The sequence below is a fragment of the Pseudoalteromonas sp. CO348 genome, from assembly GCF_004208845.1.
GTDB lineage: Bacteria > Pseudomonadota > Gammaproteobacteria > Enterobacterales > Alteromonadaceae > Pseudoalteromonas > Pseudoalteromonas maricaloris.
This window is the reverse complement of the sequence record NZ_SGPI01000001.1, coordinates 1-17,929: the sequence shown is the minus strand read 5'-3', so window position 1 is coordinate 17,929 and position 17,929 is coordinate 1. Positions and strand designations below refer to the sequence as shown.

22 protein-coding genes and 2 tRNA genes are annotated in these 17,929 nt (G+C 43.9%); 17 read left to right on the top strand and 7 right to left on the bottom strand.

Annotation, left to right across the window (positions count from 1 at the left end; all coding sequences use genetic code 11):
- The first annotated feature begins 98 nt into the window (after window positions 1-98).
- The 3 genes from EXT48_RS00115 to EXT48_RS00105 all read left to right on the top strand — a co-directional run bounded on the left by EXT48_RS00115 (window position 99) and on the right by EXT48_RS00105 (window position 1,636).
- A complete protein-coding gene (locus EXT48_RS00115) occupies window positions 99-611 on the top strand; it encodes a thioredoxin-like domain-containing protein (protein ID WP_130163246.1) in 513 nt (170 codons plus the stop codon).
- Between the two features lie 12 nt (window positions 612-623).
- Window positions 624-1,088 (top strand): DUF2721 domain-containing protein, encoded by a 465-nt coding sequence (locus EXT48_RS00110; protein ID WP_017219384.1) that lies wholly within the window; start codon window positions 624-626, stop codon window positions 1,086-1,088.
- 101 nt (window positions 1,089-1,189) lie between these two features.
- A complete protein-coding gene (locus EXT48_RS00105; protein ID WP_010378096.1) occupies window positions 1,190-1,636 on the top strand; it encodes a cytochrome c in 447 nt (148 codons plus the stop codon).
- Between the two features lie 186 nt (window positions 1,637-1,822).
- Here EXT48_RS00105 and EXT48_RS00100 read toward each other — a convergent pair whose 3' ends face one another.
- Window positions 1,823-2,008, bottom strand: a complete 186-nt coding sequence (locus tag EXT48_RS00100) for a PA3496 family putative envelope integrity protein (protein WP_010604204.1) — start codon at window positions 2,006-2,008, stop codon at window positions 1,823-1,825.
- A gap of 288 nt (window positions 2,009-2,296) precedes the next feature.
- Here EXT48_RS00100 and EXT48_RS00095 point away from each other — a divergent pair, with 288 nt between their 5' ends.
- Window positions 2,297-3,082 carry a DUF2884 family protein gene (locus EXT48_RS00095; protein ID WP_130163245.1) on the top strand — a complete coding sequence of 262 codons (786 nt, stop codon included), beginning with the start codon at window positions 2,297-2,299 and terminating at the stop codon, window positions 3,080-3,082.
- A gap of 38 nt (window positions 3,083-3,120) precedes the next feature.
- Here EXT48_RS00095 and EXT48_RS00090 read toward each other — a convergent pair whose 3' ends face one another.
- On the bottom strand, window positions 3,121-4,680 hold the full coding sequence (locus EXT48_RS00090) for a PLP-dependent aminotransferase family protein (protein ID WP_130163244.1): 1,560 nt from the start codon (window positions 4,678-4,680) through the stop codon (window positions 3,121-3,123).
- Here EXT48_RS00090 and EXT48_RS00085 point away from each other — a divergent pair.
- Window positions 4,679-5,593, top strand: a complete 915-nt coding sequence (locus EXT48_RS00085) for a DMT family transporter (RefSeq protein WP_039490974.1) — start codon at window positions 4,679-4,681, stop codon at window positions 5,591-5,593. The two genes, EXT48_RS00090 and EXT48_RS00085, sit on opposite strands and share 2 nt — an antisense overlap.
- Before the next feature lie 41 nt (window positions 5,594-5,634).
- Here the strand turns inward: EXT48_RS00085 and EXT48_RS00080 are convergent, their stop codons facing one another.
- Entirely contained in the window at window positions 5,635-6,477 is an 843-nt protein-coding gene (locus tag EXT48_RS00080; RefSeq protein WP_130163243.1) for a diacylglycerol kinase family protein, read from the bottom strand.
- A gap of 285 nt (window positions 6,478-6,762) precedes the next feature.
- On the opposite strand from EXT48_RS00080, the gene EXT48_RS23660 reads away from it, so the two are divergent.
- The 4 genes from EXT48_RS23660 (at window position 6,763) to EXT48_RS00065 (ending at window position 8,212) form a co-directional block, all read left to right on the top strand.
- Window positions 6,763-6,909 (top strand): hypothetical protein, encoded by a 147-nt coding sequence (locus tag EXT48_RS23660; RefSeq protein WP_017219379.1) that lies wholly within the window; start codon window positions 6,763-6,765, stop codon window positions 6,907-6,909.
- 224 nt (window positions 6,910-7,133) lie between these two features.
- A tRNA-Ser gene (locus EXT48_RS00075) sits at window positions 7,134-7,224 on the top strand.
- Between the two features lie 18 nt (window positions 7,225-7,242).
- Window positions 7,243-7,335, top strand: a tRNA-Ser gene (locus tag EXT48_RS00070).
- Window positions 7,336-7,462: 127 nt separating this feature from the next.
- A complete protein-coding gene (locus EXT48_RS00065; protein ID WP_130163242.1) occupies window positions 7,463-8,212 on the top strand; it encodes an MBL fold metallo-hydrolase in 750 nt (249 codons plus the stop codon).
- Here EXT48_RS00065 and EXT48_RS00060 read toward each other — a convergent pair.
- Entirely contained in the window at window positions 8,209-9,321 is a 1,113-nt protein-coding gene (locus EXT48_RS00060; RefSeq protein ID WP_130163241.1) for an aminotransferase class V-fold PLP-dependent enzyme, read from the bottom strand. The genes EXT48_RS00065 and EXT48_RS00060 overlap by 4 nt on opposite strands.
- Entirely contained in the window at window positions 9,308-10,495 is a 1,188-nt protein-coding gene (locus tag EXT48_RS00055; RefSeq protein WP_130163240.1) for a monodechloroaminopyrrolnitrin synthase PrnB family protein, read from the bottom strand. Before EXT48_RS00055 ends, EXT48_RS00060 begins: the two co-directional genes overlap by 14 nt.
- 116 nt (window positions 10,496-10,611) lie before the next feature.
- On the opposite strand from EXT48_RS00055, the gene EXT48_RS00050 reads away from it, so the two are divergent.
- The 3 genes from EXT48_RS00050 to EXT48_RS00040 all read left to right on the top strand — a co-directional run bounded on the left by EXT48_RS00050 (window position 10,612) and on the right by EXT48_RS00040 (window position 13,540).
- Window positions 10,612-11,079, top strand: coding sequence for an Lrp/AsnC family transcriptional regulator (locus tag EXT48_RS00050; protein ID WP_026001098.1), 468 nt, complete (start codon window positions 10,612-10,614; stop codon window positions 11,077-11,079).
- A 63-nt stretch (window positions 11,080-11,142) separates the two neighbouring features.
- Entirely contained in the window at window positions 11,143-12,417 is a 1,275-nt protein-coding gene (locus EXT48_RS00045; protein WP_130163239.1) for a carboxylesterase, read from the top strand.
- Window positions 12,410-13,540 carry a GNAT family N-acetyltransferase gene (locus EXT48_RS00040; RefSeq protein ID WP_130163238.1) on the top strand — a complete coding sequence of 377 codons (1,131 nt, stop codon included), beginning with the start codon at window positions 12,410-12,412 and terminating at the stop codon, window positions 13,538-13,540. The genes EXT48_RS00045 and EXT48_RS00040 overlap by 8 nt, the downstream gene beginning before the upstream one ends.
- On the opposite strand, the gene EXT48_RS00035 is transcribed toward EXT48_RS00040, so the two are convergent.
- Window positions 13,520-14,110 (bottom strand): DUF938 domain-containing protein, encoded by a 591-nt coding sequence (locus EXT48_RS00035; protein ID WP_130163237.1) that lies wholly within the window; start codon window positions 14,108-14,110, stop codon window positions 13,520-13,522. The genes EXT48_RS00040 and EXT48_RS00035 overlap by 21 nt on opposite strands.
- Window positions 14,111-14,276: 166 nt before the next feature.
- Between EXT48_RS00035 and EXT48_RS00030 the strand changes: the two genes are divergently transcribed.
- From EXT48_RS00030 to EXT48_RS00010, 5 genes are all read left to right on the top strand, one after another.
- Entirely contained in the window at window positions 14,277-14,459 is a 183-nt protein-coding gene (locus EXT48_RS00030; protein ID WP_010378070.1) for a hypothetical protein, read from the top strand.
- Window positions 14,460-14,738: 279 nt separating this feature from the next.
- The gene (locus tag EXT48_RS00025) at window positions 14,739-15,149 is read left to right on the top strand and encodes a hypothetical protein (RefSeq protein WP_010604192.1); all 411 of its coding nucleotides are present in this window, start codon (window positions 14,739-14,741) and stop codon (window positions 15,147-15,149) included.
- A gap of 8 nt (window positions 15,150-15,157) precedes the next feature.
- Window positions 15,158-16,534, top strand: a complete 1,377-nt coding sequence (locus EXT48_RS00020; protein ID WP_130163236.1) for an aspartate ammonia-lyase — start codon at window positions 15,158-15,160, stop codon at window positions 16,532-16,534.
- A 107-nt stretch (window positions 16,535-16,641) separates the two neighbouring features.
- Window positions 16,642-17,142, top strand: coding sequence for a hypothetical protein (locus tag EXT48_RS00015; RefSeq protein ID WP_130163235.1), 501 nt, complete (start codon window positions 16,642-16,644; stop codon window positions 17,140-17,142).
- Between the two features lie 8 nt (window positions 17,143-17,150).
- Window positions 17,151-17,531: a hypothetical protein gene (locus tag EXT48_RS00010; protein ID WP_130163234.1), complete on the top strand. Its 381-nt coding sequence runs from the start codon at window positions 17,151-17,153 to the stop codon at window positions 17,529-17,531.
- A 17-nt stretch (window positions 17,532-17,548) separates the two neighbouring features.
- On the opposite strand, the gene EXT48_RS00005 is transcribed toward EXT48_RS00010, so the two are convergent.
- Window positions 17,549-17,734 (bottom strand): hypothetical protein, encoded by a 186-nt coding sequence (locus EXT48_RS00005; protein WP_010378060.1) that lies wholly within the window; start codon window positions 17,732-17,734, stop codon window positions 17,549-17,551.
- Between the last annotated feature and the right edge of the window lie 195 nt (window positions 17,735-17,929).

Sequence of the window (17,929 nt, the reverse complement as noted above, 5' to 3'; positions counted from 1 at the left end):
CTATAAGAAATTGGACTTTAAGAAATCATCTAAGTGGGGCAATATACTGAAATGCGCGCAAGACTTCAAAAACACTGACACGGAAACAAGGAATAGACATGAAAACAACAATAAAAATGTTACTACTTAGTACCGTTCTCACCACCGGATTAAGTGGCTGTAAGGCCTCTAACGAAGCACAACCACAAGCAGACGATGGCTATCAGACCTATATCCACACCGGCGACTCCTTTAAACATTTGCAATTTACGGATATCAAAAACCAAGCTGTTAGGTTCGATGCTAATCACAAAAAGCTGGTGATTTTATTCGCGACGTGGTGCTCCGATTCGCAACGTTTATTGAGTGAACTAAAACAATCTGAATTACTCACCCAGGCCGAGTTAACCATCGTTGCCATTGGCCGAGAAGAAACTAACACTATGCTTGAGCAGTTCAACGAAACCATGCAATTGCCCATCCATTTTGTTGCCGATCCCAATCGAGATATTTACAACACGTATGCCAATAAAGGCATTCCTAGAGTCATCTTGCTTGATGAACGCAACCGAGTGATGCAAACCCTCATCGGTGAGCAACCCAACACCTTATCAAAACTAAACTGGAATTAACGAGGTAACTATATGAATCCAGAAGTCGTTAGCATTCTCACGATGGCCAAAGTTATCCAAACCGCCGTTGCCCCTGTATTTTTAATTACGGGTATTGCTGCGACCTTAGGGGTACTATCAAACCGCTTAGCACGGATCACGGATAGGGCGCGTTTACTTGATCGCAAAATCAATACCACGCAAGATGAAGAGCTCAAAATGCACTTTAGCCGTGAAATGCGCGCACTATTAAAACGGTCTCGTTTTATTCACGTTGCATTTAGCATGAGTGTACTCAGTGCGTTGCTTGTGTGTGCAGTGGTTATGCTGCTGTTCATGTCCCACTTGTACAGTATGCCATTGGGTATTACTTTATCGTCTTGTTTTATCGCGGCTATGGTGCTGCTTATTGGCGCGTTTGTCTCTTTGCTTGGAGAAATCTTTTTAGCCACTCGCAGTATGCGCAGGGGCATGATATTCAAAGACATCGAGAGTTGATTATTTAAAACTAGTTGCCTCCGTCACAGGGCACTTATCGCAATTGTTTGATTATATTTGTAATTTACATTGAAAATAGGGAAAAATATTAGGGGTTTACTATGAAGAAACTACTTACCGTCACACTCTTTAGCTGTCTTGCAGCAACAGCGCAAGCTAACACTATGTTTGAATCGGCTGAAGATGCAATTGAATACCGCCAAGCGTCTTTCCAATTGATCCGTTTCCAGATTGGCAATATGGGCGACATGCTAAAAGGCAAAGTGCCATTTGATGCTGAAGTATTTAAGCAACGTGCTCACAATGCTGCACAATTATCGCAAATGCCTTGGGAAGCATTTATCGACGGTTCTGACAAAGGCAATACTGATGCCCTACCAGCCGTTTGGTCAAATAGAGCTGAGTTCGATGGTAAAGCCAAGCAATTTGCCGAGTATGCTCAAGCACTGGCTGTTGCAGCTGACTCTGGTGACAAAAAGCTGATTGCTTCTGCATTTAAAGATTGGGCAAAAGGCTGTAAAGACTGCCATAAATCTTTTAAAGATTAATACCAATCGTATAAAAACAAAACAGCCGCATATTTGCGGCTGCTTACTATCTGGATATCTCATCAGCTTGGCTATCACCAACGACACAGTAACTCAGACATCGCACTGAGTAACCCACAGCCCTGCTTAATCACACAGCCAAATTGAATTACTGTCAGTGCTAGACTCGTAGATGACGTCTAGTGATCAATCATCAATATAGTCGAAATCATCATCGCCTAGATTTCTACGTAGGCGTTTTTGCTCTAAGTAGTCGTCTAGCTTTCTTTTGACTTTACGCTTTTGCTTGTCATGTTGGTTACGACCCAACTTTTCAAATTCATCGTCTGCAAAATCATCATCAAGCGCATCGTAAGAGAATGTCTTACCCACAACTAACTCCAAAATAAAATAGTCATTAATAAAATGAGAGCCGTCTCTCAAGATCACTATTTAGCGCTAAATTGTCATTCTGAAAAGTGAGAGTTTCTTATCCTTACAATAAAAATTTTTTATTGCCTAATTCATTTTGACAAAAACAACTATATTTTAGTCAATTTCATCACTTTTAGAGCACCTTAACTTTCAACAATAAAACACAATGCATTGATTTTATTTGAGTTTATATTTGGCATTGTTCTTGTAATAACAATCATGCAACTGAGCCAATAAGGATCGACCATGAATAAAATTTTACTACTAACAGCAGCAACAATGATGACAACCACCGTCGCTGCACACGAAAAAAATAACATCACGTTTAGCGGTGACAATTGTGAAGTAGAATTTCAAAATGACGTTAGGATCACGCCTGATAACTTGGTGATCACAACGGCCAAAAACAAAACAGCTGAGATCAACAACCTTGGCGAACTGACACTCAATGGCGAGCGCATCGCACTTAATACACAGCAAAAAACGATGCTCACGCAATATGGTGATGAACTAAGAGGCCGCCTACCACAAGTGGCTGATATTGCTTTTGAAGGCATAAAACTAGCGGGCGTTGCCCTTAATGAAGTGGCGCAAACCTTTAATTTAACCAGTTTAGATAGCATTCATGCTGTGATCGATGACCTCGAAACAGAAGTGCAAAATACGTTTTATCAGCAAGGTGCGTTTGTGATGGGCAAGCAAACCTTTGATGAGTTTGGCCAAAATTTCGACACTCAGTTTGAAGAAAAAATCGAGACCGCAGTACAAGGTGCCATGATGCAATCGATAGGTAGCTTACTGGTTGCGATTGGCAACGAAATGTCAGATGCAAACGGTGATATGAGCAGCTTTGAACAACGTATGGAAAACTTCGCAACGCAAATCGAAACCAAAGTTGAACAACAGGCAGAATCTATTGAGAAAAAAGCCGACGCACTGTGTGGCGATTTTGAACAAATAGCGAAAAACGAAGCTATTGTCGCAAGGTCTATCCCCGCCATGTCAGAGTACCAACTGTTTAAATTTAAATAATCTGACGTTGGCATAACTTACATCTAATTAAAGATACGTTATGCCAACCCTTTCCTTTGTGCATCAGCCAATTCCCCCAGCGTTTTAATCGCTTGCTCTACCGACGCATCCCACGGCAAACCATAACTGATACGTATACAATTTTGATACTTTTTGCTGGCACTAAATAGCGTACCGGGCGTAATACTGATCCCGCGCTCTAAGGCTTTTTGGAACAACAAGGCACCATCAACGTGCTTACCTAAGTCTAGCCACAGCACACAACCACCTTGCGGGCGACTGACTCTTACCTCACTACCAAACGCAACATTCACCGCTTGGATCATACGATCTCGATTCTCAATTAACCGTTTACGGACCAACTTTAAATGGCGCTCGTAGCCTCCGGAGCTGAGAAAGTCCGCCAATGCCCATTGGTTCATTAAAGATGACGAGCAACTCAACGCACGTTTTATGCGCTTTGCTTTTGCACTAAATTGACTGGCGACCATCCAACCCACTCGATAGCTGGGCGCTGCGGTTTTTGAAAATGACGCACATGTGATCACTAAACCCTTTTGGCTAAATGCTTGTGCCGGTATGCCGCGCTGCTCGGTAAAATATAAATCGCCATACACATCGTCTTCTATCAACACCACGTCACGTTGCTCTAATAGTGCCACCAGCTGCGCACGTCTCGTATCTGGCATAAAGCTACCAAGCGGGTTACTAATACTGGTAGAAAACACACACGCTCGAATATCATGCTTTTCAAGTGCCCGTTCAAGGTCGCTCAACCAAATGCCATCATCCGGGCAAACAGGTATTTCAATGGCCTTTAACCCTAAGTTTTCAGCCAGTTCAACAATGCCAAAATAACAGGGGGATTCAATCGCTATCACGTCTCCGGGCTTGGTCACCGCTTGTAACGCAATCGCCAATGCTTCTTGCGCGCCATTGGTGATCACCACTTCATCCATATCTATTGCTAAGCCCATATCCAAATAACGCCGCACGATTTGCTTTTTTAAACTATCTAAACCATCCATAGGACCATAATTAATGAGTTCATTCCCTGCTTCTTTCATTGCGCGGCGCATAATTTTGGCAAGAACCTGCTCAGTACCAGCAATGGCGATGGGGTTAGCGATACCTAAGGGGATTGCATGTGGCTGATGGATCCCCTTATATACTTGTTCAATCAACGCCTGCTTGTTCACCACCACAGGTTTGGCGGGCAATCGTGCACGCTTCGGTGAGTCGTTGTGCGAAGCTCTGTGACATAAAAAGTAGCCGGACTTCTCTTTGGCAATGACTTTTCCCTGATCTTCAAGTGCTTGATAGGCCTGCTTTACCGTTGGGATACTGACATTTAAGTTTTGCGCCATAACACGCAATGAGGGAAGCTTTTCGCCCGGTAAAATGGACTCTTGTTCTGCCATCGACAAGATCATTTGGATCACCTGCTGATAGAGAAAGGCGGAATGTTGGCGTTGAATAACGGTACTCATAAGCAATAATCTGTATAGGTATAAATTAGCAAATTCTGTATATAGCTTATACAGAATAACAGCGTAAACTACAGACTTCCACTGCTGTTTGAATCTAGAGCCGATCATGAAAAATCTATTTCTTTACGCCATCACTGTGTTGATTTGGGGATCAACATGGCTTGCCATTGAATACCAACTTGGCAGCATCAACGAGTTTGTGTCGCTATTTTACCGCTTTGGCCTCGCCGCGGTTTGTATGTGGGCGTTTGTCATCTATAAGCGTGTGCCAATGCGATTTTCTCGCCGAGATCACGGCTTTTTCATCCTCTTAGCGCTGTGTAATTTTGGTGCTAACTATCTCTTCTTGTATTGGGCTCAGGCACATTTAACGTCAGCGATGGCATCAATTGCGTTTTCATTATTATTGGTCGTTAACATCGTCAACACTAAGTTATTTTTTGCCAAACCTATTGCAAAGCGAATTTACTTTGGCGCATCACTGGGCACGCTTGGGATAGTCAGCTTGTTTTGGCACGATTTGGTCGCATTTGATTTGCAAAGCGAGGCCTTCTTGGGATTATCATTAGCTCTATTAGGAACAGTGGTCGCGTCACTCGGTAATATGGTGAGCGTACGCAATTCTAATCAGCAAATTGATGTTATGGCGGGAAATGCGTGGGGTATGCTTTACAGCGCTGTCATGTTAGCAACCTATGTCGCCTTTAGTGAACATCAGTTTATCAACCAAGCGCCAGCATCATATTGGTGGTCTCTGATTTACCTCAGCGTGTTTGGCACCGTCATTGCCTTTGGTTGTTATTTCTCACTACTCAAGAATATTGGGCCTGAGAAAGCGAGTTATTTGATAGTGTTATTTCCTTTTGTTGCCGTGGCCTTGAGTACCTTATTTGAAGGCTTTGAGTGGCAGCAAAACACCTTTATTGGATTTATTTTGGTCATCCTAGGTAATGCGATTGTACTCACGCCTTTAGATCGCATCTACGCTTGGTTGTCCATTCGGTCCCCAGTTAGAAGTTGAAGTCTTACCAATGCTTTAGCTTCTTACTTTTCAGCGCCATTTTATAATGGCGCTTTTTTTATGTTCAGAGCTCTGCGGCAGCAAGTTATCGTCGCCGGCGTGCGCCCAACAATCTCTCCATCGGCCTCGATGTCATACCCCTCTTGTGCGATATAAAGCTCTGTAATGCGACCGTGGTGCACATTTCTTGTGCCCATATGACGTTTAAGTAGCATATTGACAAACAGTACCACCCGCTGCCAATGCGTTTGCGGCGTGAACCACAGCAGCTCCAACTGACCGTCATCAAGACAAGCCATAGGAGCAGGAGTTAACCCTGCCCCAAAGTGTTTGCCATTCGCAAGTAACAACATCATACCCTGCTCAGGCCACGCATTGCTGTGATAGCGAATGAGCTTGGCAGTAAACAGCGACATTAATCCCGCATAGGTATAGCTCAGCTTTCCTAGCCGTTTGGTTTGTCCTAAGTTATTCATGACATGCGCGTTAAAGCCAATCCCAGCAACATTGACAAACCAGCGCCCGTCCACTTTACCCAAATCAATACTCGAGATCTTGTCTGAAAATACAGCTGCTCGCCACTGTGCTTTGGAATAATGAAACTGCCGAGCAAAATCGTTGCCAGTCCCCGCAGGCAGCAGCGCAAGCGTGTTATCCCGTTCAGCAATGGCATTGGCGACTAGGTGCAAAGTGCCATCCCCCCCAATCACCACCACGCTCACTTCCGCCGTAGCTGCTTGAGCAATTGCGTCCCTATCTGCGACAAAGTTTCCAGTGGTATTAAACCAAGTTGCCGTCAACTGTTGTTGTTTTAATTGTTGCTTTAACCATGCAATTTGCGCTTTCCCCTCAGCACCCGCTAAAGGGTTGACTACCACCAGCATAAAAACCCTTAAATACAAAAACTCAACTTATATGAATAAAAAACCAAAACTAAAACCAAAAATAAAAAACAAAAACCACAAACACCCATATTAATTGGGATACAGCCTAATAAAGACAATCACACTTATGCATAACCATGCAAAAAAGCCATTAAAATAAAAATGAACAAACCATTAATTCATTAGTTATTTTTATCCGAAAACATCAATTTTTATCGTTTTAAATTTAAACAAATTGCGTGCAAAATAGCCTTGTTTTCAATCATAGCTTATTAGGAGCCAGACATGCTTAATTCAGCTGCACCTTGCAGCCCATCACAAAACACGTTTAACCAAACACAACCAACTAAACAACGTCGTATCAATTGGACGAAGTGGTTGGCAGTATGTGGTCAACACTTAGCGTTAAAAGACGTGATTATGTATAAGTAAGTCTGCACAGAGCATGGCGTCCCAACCCGCCATGCTCTCGTCAGCATTTGTTTCAATAGACCATAAAAGCACCACTTCAACCAGCATTTTTGTACAAAACCTCTTCGTCAAACCGCTAATTTCTAGCACAATTTTAAAAAAACCTCACTTTTAGCACATTTTTTAAGCAAACAGTTTAAAAACGGTTTACAGCGCCTAAATCGCTAAGTATTATCTTTGCCCATGGAGAGATGGCTGAGTGGTTGAAAGCACCGGTCTTGAAAACCGGCATACGTTAATAGCGTATCTAGGGTTCAAATCCCTATCTCTCCGCCATTTTTAAAGTATTGCGCCGGAGAGGTGGCCGAGTGGCTGAAGGCGCTCCCCTGCTAAGGGAGTATAGGGTTTGTAGCCCTATCGAGGGTTCGAATCCCTCCTTCTCCGCCATCACTTATAAGAAAACCGCTTAATTGCGGTTTTTTTATGTCTGCGATTTATCACTTTCACACACAACTGGTCAGATGTCTTTAACCTATGCTATGTTGAGATCTGATTGGGGAAATGAGTGTGACAAATGAAAATCCATGTCTTAGAAGGCTATATTCAACATATTTATCTGGTTGAACACGAAACAGATCTGCTGTTACTCGATGGTTGCTGTCGTGCCGATGTTGAGTTGGTCTGCAACTACATCCTGCAACTGCAAAAGCCACTAAGCGCACTCAAACTGATTGTGGTCACGCATATGCACCCAGATCATGCCGGTGGCGCGCACAAACTCAAAAAACTCACGGGCGCAAAGATTGCGGCCGCAAATGCCCCCAGTCAGTGGTATCGTGGTATTGATGGTGTCATGATGCACCTCTCCGATATGGCGCTGGCACTTTGGGTTGCAGGGAGAAAGCGCAAGGCCAAGCGTAACCTTTGGTATCCAAGACAATTATCACCAGACTTTTACCTAGCCGACGGTGATCACTTACCCTACTTTAACGAATGGCAAGCGATACACACACCCGGTCATACGGATAGAGATTTGAGCTTGTATCATCTCCCCAGTAAGCGCATTTATGTGGCGGATTTGACGGTAAAAGTGAAAGGGCAATTTGTTGCGCCTTTTCCGGTATTCTATCCACGCTTGTATCGCCAATCTCTTGCCAAAGTAAAGGCTCTACAACCCCACTCCGTGATCTTGGCGCATCAAGGAGAAGTGCTTGCAGAAGAAATTGATTTTAACGCATTGATAGCGCGCGCGCCCAAGCAACCAATGACACATTGGCGCTCGGTGAAGAAGAAGACTAAAAAAGCACTAGGATTAGGAAACTAGCTTTCGTTGATAACCCGCACCAACTGCGCGATGTCCTCCTGACTATTATAAATATGTGGTGAGACACGAATACCGTAGCAACGATTATCCACAGCAATGTCTGCTTGCTTAAGCTGCTCCATCACTGCCTCATGCTGCGAGCCAAAATGCAAAATAGCGGTCCCAGAGCAAGCACTCTGTGCTGTAGGAGAGCGATAAAATTCAGGCAATGCCGCTTGTAACTCAGATAACAAAGCAAAGTTGTACGCTCTTACTTGCTCAATCCCAAGCTCGGCAAAATAGCCAAGGCTGTGCCCCGCATAGATATAAGGTGCCACACTTGGAGTACCGCCCCAAAAACGCAGCGCACTTTCACTCAGCGCAAAATGATGAATATCAAACTCGAATGGATTTTGATGCGAAAACCAGCCAACGTCTTTTGGTTCGCAATAAGGCAAGACATCCTCATTCACCCAGATGAAACCTGCGCCAGGGCCACCGCAGCTCCATTTCACACAAGAGCCGATAACGCAATCCGCGCCCCACTCGCTTAAATTTATTGGTAATACACTAAGTGACTGAGCAATATCAATAATACTTCGACAACCATATTGGTTAGCAAGGCTAATGATGTCAGCAACAGGCGCCTGCTGACCGCTGTTCGAATAAACATGACTGACAAATACCCAATCAATTTGCTCGTCAATATAGTGCTGCCACACACTTAGGTCGTGCATATTCATCGCTTCGGGAATATAAACAATCTCAATATTGTCCAGCGCGTTTTGTAACGCAAATCCCATGCTTGGGAAGTCTTGCTCACTCATCAATACGCGTACTTTGCGAATGCCACTTTCGGGCAAACTCATCGCCCATTTCGTTAAACCACTGGAAAGGTTTGTTTGCGGACAAAACAGGCGCGCATCAGTGTGTAATAGGGAAGCTAGGGCTGAGGTAAAGCGATCAATACCGCTTAGCCACTGCTGCCAAGGCTCTTGATTTTGTTGTTGCCAGGGCACCATAAATTGCTGATGGAAATCTTCCTCTGCAGATTTCAACATACGACCAACGGAATGACTCAATAAATAGCGACCCGTAGGCAAGTGAAAATCATCCCTATATTGCTTCATGCTTAACCCCTATTGCTTGGCGTAATCGTTTTAAGTCATGATGCCGAGTAAAGATATCATCGCGCTCGGCAGCGGCTCGCCTATCTCTTAAGTCTGCGAGTTCTTTGAGTAACACTTCAATCGGTGGACCACTGGCGGTCACTTTGCTTAAGTGCTGTTGCTGCATTGCTTGCGAAGGTTTGGCGATATACTTTTCGACGAGTTGATTGTGATGTTGTATGGCCGTATCTCCATGCAGCTTACACACTTGTATAAACAAGCTACAGGCAGGGCCAAACCAATCACTTTTCGGTCCTTTCACTGCACTCAGAAACGCATCCATTAAATTAGGCGTACGCATGCATTCACGCAGGGTTGCTTGGTCTTCTGGCATCATATAGAGGAATTTTTCCACCAGCATTTGACCGTAACTAATATCATTAGCCGGGCATAACCCCAACATCATATCGATAACATTAATACCCGCAAAATCTCCAGCGTTTGCACCACGATAGACCTCTTTACCAACTCGGTAAGGTTTGTAATAGGGTCGTACAACGTAAAAGAATGCCTCGGTATCTAGTTCCTTAAATAACTCTCGATTAGACTCTATCACCTCAAGCAGCGCTTGCTTAACTTGTTTGAGTAGCACCAATGACATGGGATGAGAAATTCCCAAATGATGCACTTTCATTAACGATTCAGACGCACGTTTATAGGCAAGAATGGCCTGAGTATTGTAGTCGATGAATAAGCGCTCTGCCGGATGGGAAGTAAAGCGCTTATACACGCCGTTGATTGCTCGGTTGTGTGTGGTGAGATGAGCCGTTGCGAAGCGTGGTGTAACTCCCAAAGAGGCACCAATGTGCATAGCCAGTGCCGATGCTTGTGTTAGTGGAGACACCCTTTCACGGCTTGGCTCGGTAATTTCGTGGCGTCTACATGCTGCCATAAATAGACCAACGTTACCGAGTAAGTCGAATGCTTGCTCAAAGCCTTCGTCGGTATTGCCTTCTTCTAGCAAGGCTTGGATCAGTTGATTACCTTCTTCTAATAACTGTGCTTTTAGCGTTTCACCAACGCCTTCAACGTTTGCTTTATCCTGCTGCTGCCAATAAAGATGTTCAAGCTTGTCGTTAAGGTCGACAAACGGACCTCTAATCCAAGCGTCAAATTGTACGGCTAATGGACTCATGATTACTTCTCGTGATTATTCCACAGTTAAGGCTAGCAAATCACCACGAGCATAATTTGCCAATTTTCTCTAAAAGTTTAATACTGATTAGCAAGAATCACTCTTTTATTTAGTTTATGTCGGTAAATCTAGATGCCAAGGACAAATTGCTCCTTAACGCCTTGCAACATAATGCACGTTTGAGTAATGCCTCACTCGCCGAAAAGGCAAACCTTTCCGATACTCCCTGTCTTCGACGCGTAAAACGCTTACAAGATACAGGAGTAATTTCAGGCTATCATGCGGCACTTGATAGAGCGCAAGTTGACCTAAGTATTTTGGTTTATGCATTTATAAAACTCAGTGAAAATACCGCAACTGCAGCGCATTTATTTGAACAACACGTGGAATCTGAAGATCAGGTGATTAGTTGTTCGGTGATCTCCGGAAGTCATGATTACCTCTTGGAAATCGTAGCAAAGGATTTGCCCAGCTATGAACAATTTGCCAAGCATCAATTGGGCGCCTGTAAGGTGATTAGCGGGATTGAATCAACGATTGTCCTCAAGCAAACTTTTGCAAAACGCATATTACCGATCCGCTAACCATTTTTATCGTCATCTGTTCTCGCTATACTGCATGTGATTTTATGCTCATAAGGACCGACTATGCGCCACTACCTTACCTCCACAGTATTTGCTTTTAGCCTGTTTGCCTCACCTTTGCTCATCGCACAAGACTGTGTTACCCAAGTGAGTGATATGTCGCTATTCACCAAGAGCAAAGCATCGGGATTATTCCGCGAAGCGATCGATAAAGGCCCTGTCACCATCGATATAGCGAATATAAAAAACTATAACGAATATATTCGTTCTACCAAGCAAATTATTGAAAGCCGCAATCCCCGCGCTACACTGCCGTGCCCGTTAATGACGCCCACTGCAACATTACTCAACCTGAAAAACCCCAAGGTAAGTGACTTAATCGCGCCATTTTCACTTGAGCATGACAACAAAGATCACGCCATTTTACTTATCCATGGTCTGACCGATTCTCCTTTTACTTTTCACTACCTTGCGGCAGCACTCTATGAAGCAGGATACAATGTCAGAACCATGTTACTGCCAGGCCACGCGACTGCACCAAGCGATTTAACCGAAGTTGATATTGACGATTGGCAAACCCATACGGATTATGCCATCGCACAGACGAGCCAAGATTTTAAGCATTTTTCCGTACTTGGTTATTCCACTGGTGCCGCCTTGGTGCTGAGTAGCATAGCAAAGCATAAGCCCAATAATTTAGGCTCTGTTGCACTTATCTCACCCGCCACAGAGCCACATAATAAGAACGGTTGGCTAGCCAAGTGGATTGATTACGTGCCATTTGTCAATTGGATAGATGAAGACGCAGATTTGGATTTCGCCAAATATGAATCTTTCCCATGGCATGGCGCAACGTTAGCCCATCAGGCTATGGCGCCACTCAAATCACTCACCACTTTGTCAGATGTACCGATGTTTATCAGCTATAGCGATGTCGATACCACCATAGACAATCATGCAACGGCAAAGCTGCTAGAAAAATGGCAACCTAAATCAACATTGACCCAATTTATCTACTCGGAAACGCCATCGGCTAAGCAAGGTGTGAATTATCGGAGCGTGAAAGCCGACAACATTGTCGATATGTCTCATATTGGTATTTTGCAGCCACCTGAACATATTTTTTACGGCCGCAAAGGGCCTTATCGTAATTGCACCAGTTACCACTTAGAAGACCAAGCCTTCATTAACTGCCGCACAGGTAAAACCGTCCATTTTGGCGAGCGTCACGAGAAAAGCATGACGCAATACACCGCTCTTGCGCGGATCACGTTTAACCCTGATTACAGCAACTTCGAGCAAGCACTGCTCGCATTTTTTGACGGCCACAATGACTGAGTACCAACACAGGTTTATTCATTCTCTGACTGAAGTGACAGAAGCACAGTGGGACTGTGTTTCACCATCACATGTATTTACGAGCTACGCGTGGCTGCTTGCATTAGAGTTGAGCGGCTGCACCAGCAAAGAGACTGGCTGGATACCGCATCACCTAATGATTGAACGCCAAGGCGAGTTGATTGCCATTTTGCCAGGCTATATTAAATCGCACTCTTATGGCGAGTACGTTTTTGATTGGGCTTTTGCTGAAGCCTACGAGCGCCATGGATTAGATTACTATCCGAAATGGCTGTGTGGCGTCCCCTTTACACCAACTCAAGGGCCAAGAATATTAACGAAACGTCTATCTTCTTGCTTGCTTGAATATATTGACGCTACGCTCACGAGCCTCGCCCAACTAGGCATTAGTGGAGTCCATATAAACTTTTGTCGTGAAAGCGATTTTCTCACTCAGAGTCATTTAACGATACGCCGCAATGTGCAATTTCATTGGCATAATCAAGGTTACGCCGAGTTCGCTGATTTTCTCGCACGACTCACATCAAGAAAGCGTAAAATGGTCATGAAAGAGCGCCAAGCTGTGACCGCCCAGGGTATTAACATAAGCTGGACTGTTGGCAGAGAAATAAGTACAGCACAACTTGATGCGTTTTTTCTCAGTTACCAGCTCACCTATCTTAAGCGATCGCGACACCACGGCTATCTCTCTCGCGACTTTTTTCAGCAAGTTATCACCTCGATGCCAGATAAGTTTCGTCTTTGCTGCGCCTACTTAAACCACGAAATTATTGCCACTAGTTTATATCTTGTGGATGGTGATACCTTGTATGGTCGCTATTGGGGCGCAATTGAGGATAGTTACGACTTTTTGCATTTTGAGCTGTGTTACTATCAAGGCATAGAGTACGCCATTGCTAATCAGCTTGCTGTTTTTGACGCGGGTGCTCAAGGCGAGCACAAGTTAGTGAGGGGTTTTGAGCCGGTGTGGAGGCAATCGTATCACCGCTTATTTCAACCTGACTTTCAACACGCGCTTGAGGATTTTACCAAGCGCGAAGCCGACGCACTCGGGCATTACTTTACCGAGTGCCAAGCAAAACTACCGTTTAAACACCAATAAGCGATTATTAGCCGGCATCGCATAGTCTTGCTGTAGTGTAAGTCCTTGCTCTGCCGCAAGCGCCAATACCCATTCTTGATCGCGAATGCCACTCTCTTTGTCTTGCGATTTTAAATACGCATCAAACTCTCGGTTACTCTCGCTGGTGAATTCACCTTGATAATTAAACGGCCCATAAACTATCAGGTAGCCGCTTTCTTTAAGGTGTCGTCCAACTCCTGCGATTAAGCGCTCAACGAGCGTTAATGACACAATGTGCAAGGTATTCGCGGTATAGATCACATCATAACGCTGATTAACAGGCCACCCATGGTACAAGTCTAGCGCCAATGGCGGTAAAGTATTTTCCAACTCCGCGTCATCAAGCCACGCTTGAATACCTGCGTGATTAACCTCCCTGTCCGCCGTCTGCCACGTTAAATACGGTAACGCCGCAGCAAAATGCACCGCATGCTGACCCGTACCTGAGCCTACCTCTAGCACTTCCAAAGGTTTATTTAGATAGGGAGTGAGCTTTTCTAATATTGGCTGTTTATTGTTTTCACACGCTTGAGAGTAAGGTTTTGTCATCTCGTTTGCACTATTTTGATCGATTTATGCGCCTCATTGAGGCAATAATTTATCTCAATTGCAAGGCAAATAGCTAAAACTTCCACTAAGCAATTAAAATTAGAAAAGAAATTTATTTTGGTACAACTTCTGCTAAGTTTAAAGAGTACTAAGAGGAGAAGCGAGCATGAAAATTTCAGAGATCACCCAAATGCCAAGCCAACTTAAAAGCGAAGGACTTGTCCTGAAGAAGCGTAAAAATACCTTCACGAAAAGTCGCGCTTACCGACAAGAAGTCGCCAACCTGATGCAACTCGAAGAACAAGAGAAAGAGCATTCAGAGCAGCAATATCTCCTCGGCTATAATTAATACCAATTGTATTAGGTAAATGAGCTATTTGAAGCGGAGAAATAACTTTAGTAGCTAAGCAAAAATTTTGCTATTTAGTTGTTCTAAATGAGAAATTTTTAACGACGCTAATATGGTATTTCACCCTTCAAATTGATTGGAGACTTAGTGCAATTGGTATAAGCTCAATCACACTTTCTTAAATTCATTTCAGACTCATAGTGAGCTGCTATGGTGAATGCTAAACAAATTGTTTGGCAGTGCGAATACTAAAGCTTGAATTGCCAACCAAACGATGTAATGATAACCATTATCATTACATCGTTTGGTTTTGTATTTATGCAGCTAGCTACTTTATTACAAACTTATCGTGCGAAGCTTAATCGCCACTGCCAGCGACCACAACTCGAGGCGCCGCTCTTGGTTGCGGAATATATTTCGGCAGGCATCGGCATGGCGAAATGGTACGAACGCCATAATAACCCGCTGCTGCAAGAGCTTTATCTTAAAAATACATTGTCCGAACTGTTAGAACAGATTGCCGATCCACTCGTTGATACCGCCATACGTAAACAATGCATGGATCAATTATTTAAACCTTTGTTGGCACTAAAACGGTTTTATAAACATCACCATACTTCGTCACGGCAATTTTTGAAGCTCCAGCGAGATGCGTGCCAAACCTGCCAGCAGTTTAACCCTTTTTATTAGGAGCAACGATGACTACATTTCGTCAAGAATCCGATAGTATGGGAACATTAGATGTTCCTGAGCATGCGCTCTACAAAGCGCAAACACAACGCGCTGTGAATAACTTTCCTATTAGCGGGATCACAATGCCAAGTAGCTTTATCAAAGCATTGGCCTATATCAAACAAGCCGCAGCTGAAACCAATCAATCCCTTGGCCATCTATCAAGTGATAAAGCAAAAGCAATTGTGAGTGCCTGTCAGCAGCTAATTGATGGCAAACACTTAGATCAATTTCCGGTAGATGTCTTTCAGACTGGCTCTGGTACCAGTTCAAATATGAATGCCAACGAAGTGATCGCCACGCTGGCAACTGAATTAAGCGGCGTAGCAATTCATCCTAATGATGACGTTAACATGGGTCAAAGCTCAAACGATGTGATCCCAACAGCGATTCACGTGAGTAGTGCAATCACAGCGGTGTATGACCTTCTGCCAGCACTAAAACACTTATCTAGTAGTATTGAACAAAAAGCAGAGCAAGTAGGTCATCACGTCAAAACTGGCCGGACGCACTTGATGGATGCAATGCCAGTGACCTTTGCACAAACATTAAGTGGCTGGCAAGCGCAAGTTGATAATGCCTGTCAGGGCATTGTTCATTCCTTAGAAAAAGTCTACGAGTTAGGTCAAGGTGGAACAGCGGTAGGCACAGGTATTAATGCCGATCCTCAGTTCGCTAAATTATTTAGCCAAAACCTGAGCACTAACATCGGGATCCGCTTCAGTAAAGGCAACAACTTTTTTTATCATATCGGCTCACAAGACGCGATTGTGGGACTGTCAGGCCAACTTAAAACCTTTGCAGTAGCACAAATGAAGATAGCCAATGACTTGCGCTGGATGAATTCAGGACCGCTTGCTGGCCTAGGTGAAATCGAGCTTGAGGCGCTACAACCAGGCTCTTCAATCATGCCAGGTAAAGTAAACCCAGTTATTCCAGAAGCGGCTGCAATGGCCAGTGCTCAAGTGATAGGTAATGACGCAACGATTAGTGTTGCAGGCCAGTCTGGCAATTTTGAGCTGAATGTTATGCTGCCAGTGATTGCATTAAATATTTTGCAAAGCATTGAGATCCTCTCAAATACCGCGAGGCTACTTGCGGACAAAGTTATTTCAAGCTTTAAGGTGAATGAGCAGAATATTCAAAAGGCACTGGCTAAAAACCCGATTTTAGTTACCGCATTAAATCCTGTGATCGGGTATGAAAAAGCAGCACAAATTGCCAAGCTTGCCTACAAAGAAGGACGTCCAATCATAGAGGTCGCTGCTGAGCAAACCGATCTGAGTGAACACGAGCTCCAATCATTACTCGATCCGCAAAAACTCACCAAAGGCGGTCTATAACGCTGTCCTTCACAGCCTGCGATCACATATAGTGTATGCAGGCTGCAGAGCTTGCTATTCCTTAAGGACTTGCGTAGTTTAATTAGCAAACATTAGGAGAGCATATAATGAACAAGATGATCCCCACTTTACTTGCAACCTTTTTGCTGTTTGGTTGCCAAGAAGAAGTAACTAAAGAAGAAACTGTAGAACAAAAAGCAAAAGAGACTAAGCCTGTAAGCGAAAAGCACACCGAAGTTAAAGAATCAAAAGAAGCAAGCTTACCTATTCAACAAGATGGTAAAAAGCTCGATACCTCTGACATCAAAACCCATAAACAGTCATTGGAAAGCGTGGTGGCCGACAAAAGCTGTGATAACGATACCCAGTGTAAAGTCATTGCCGTTGGCGATCGTGCCTGTGGTGGCCCTTCTTCTTATCTAGTGTATTCAACAAGATCAGCAGATGAGGCCCAAGTTAAGCAGTTAGCGGAGCAAATTACTACATTAGAGCGCGCCTATAATATGCAAAATCAGATGATGAGTATCTGTCAGCATTTAATTGAACCCGTAACACAATGCGTTGAAAATAAGTGTGTTAAACTAGAAAATAGTCGTCCTACATACTAGAGGCAATAATGAAGTTAGCTATTTCTCTCGCTTGCATCGGCACACTACTTGCGGCGTTATCTGGCTGTGAAATGACACCAAGCGATGCAACAAATCGCTCGAATGCTACGCATACACTCAGCGATATAAGAGCAAATATAGGATGTGATGCAAGCTATCAGTGTAAAGTAATTGGAGTAGGTGAGCGATTAACCTGTGGTGGACCAAGAGAATACCTGATCTATTCAACGAAGCATACTGATGAGCAAGATGTAGAAGCAGTCGTTAGCGCTATTACAAAGCAAGAAAAGCTGAATAACAAAGGAAAAGCGCCAGCGGTTAGTTGTGAACCTGTGATGCCAATACAAACACTATGTATTGCCCATACCTGTCAGGCTGTGCCTCTATAAACTGATGAGCACTCAGGTTATCGGATAAGCTCATTGATCACTGAGATCACCATCACTAACAGCGCACAAATACTCGCATTAATAATGTACTTCACCTCAAGCTGCTTCTTAATCCAATAGCTATACATAAAGCGAATTAAGTAAGTGGCTGAAGTACCAAACAATGCAAATATTACCAACAGTGCAATTAAATGAAATGACACGCTAAATCCCCGCTTTTTAGCCCATCATATCGTTAATTGACCCTTCCTTATAGCCCTTATTGCATAAAACCACATAGCAGCTTCTCGCTTGCAACCTATCGGCGGGTAAACCATCTTATATGGACTCCTCCAATTGTACAAGCCACTTTTAGCATTATTAGTGTGATTGCGTGCTTATATCCGGGCTCTTGATGA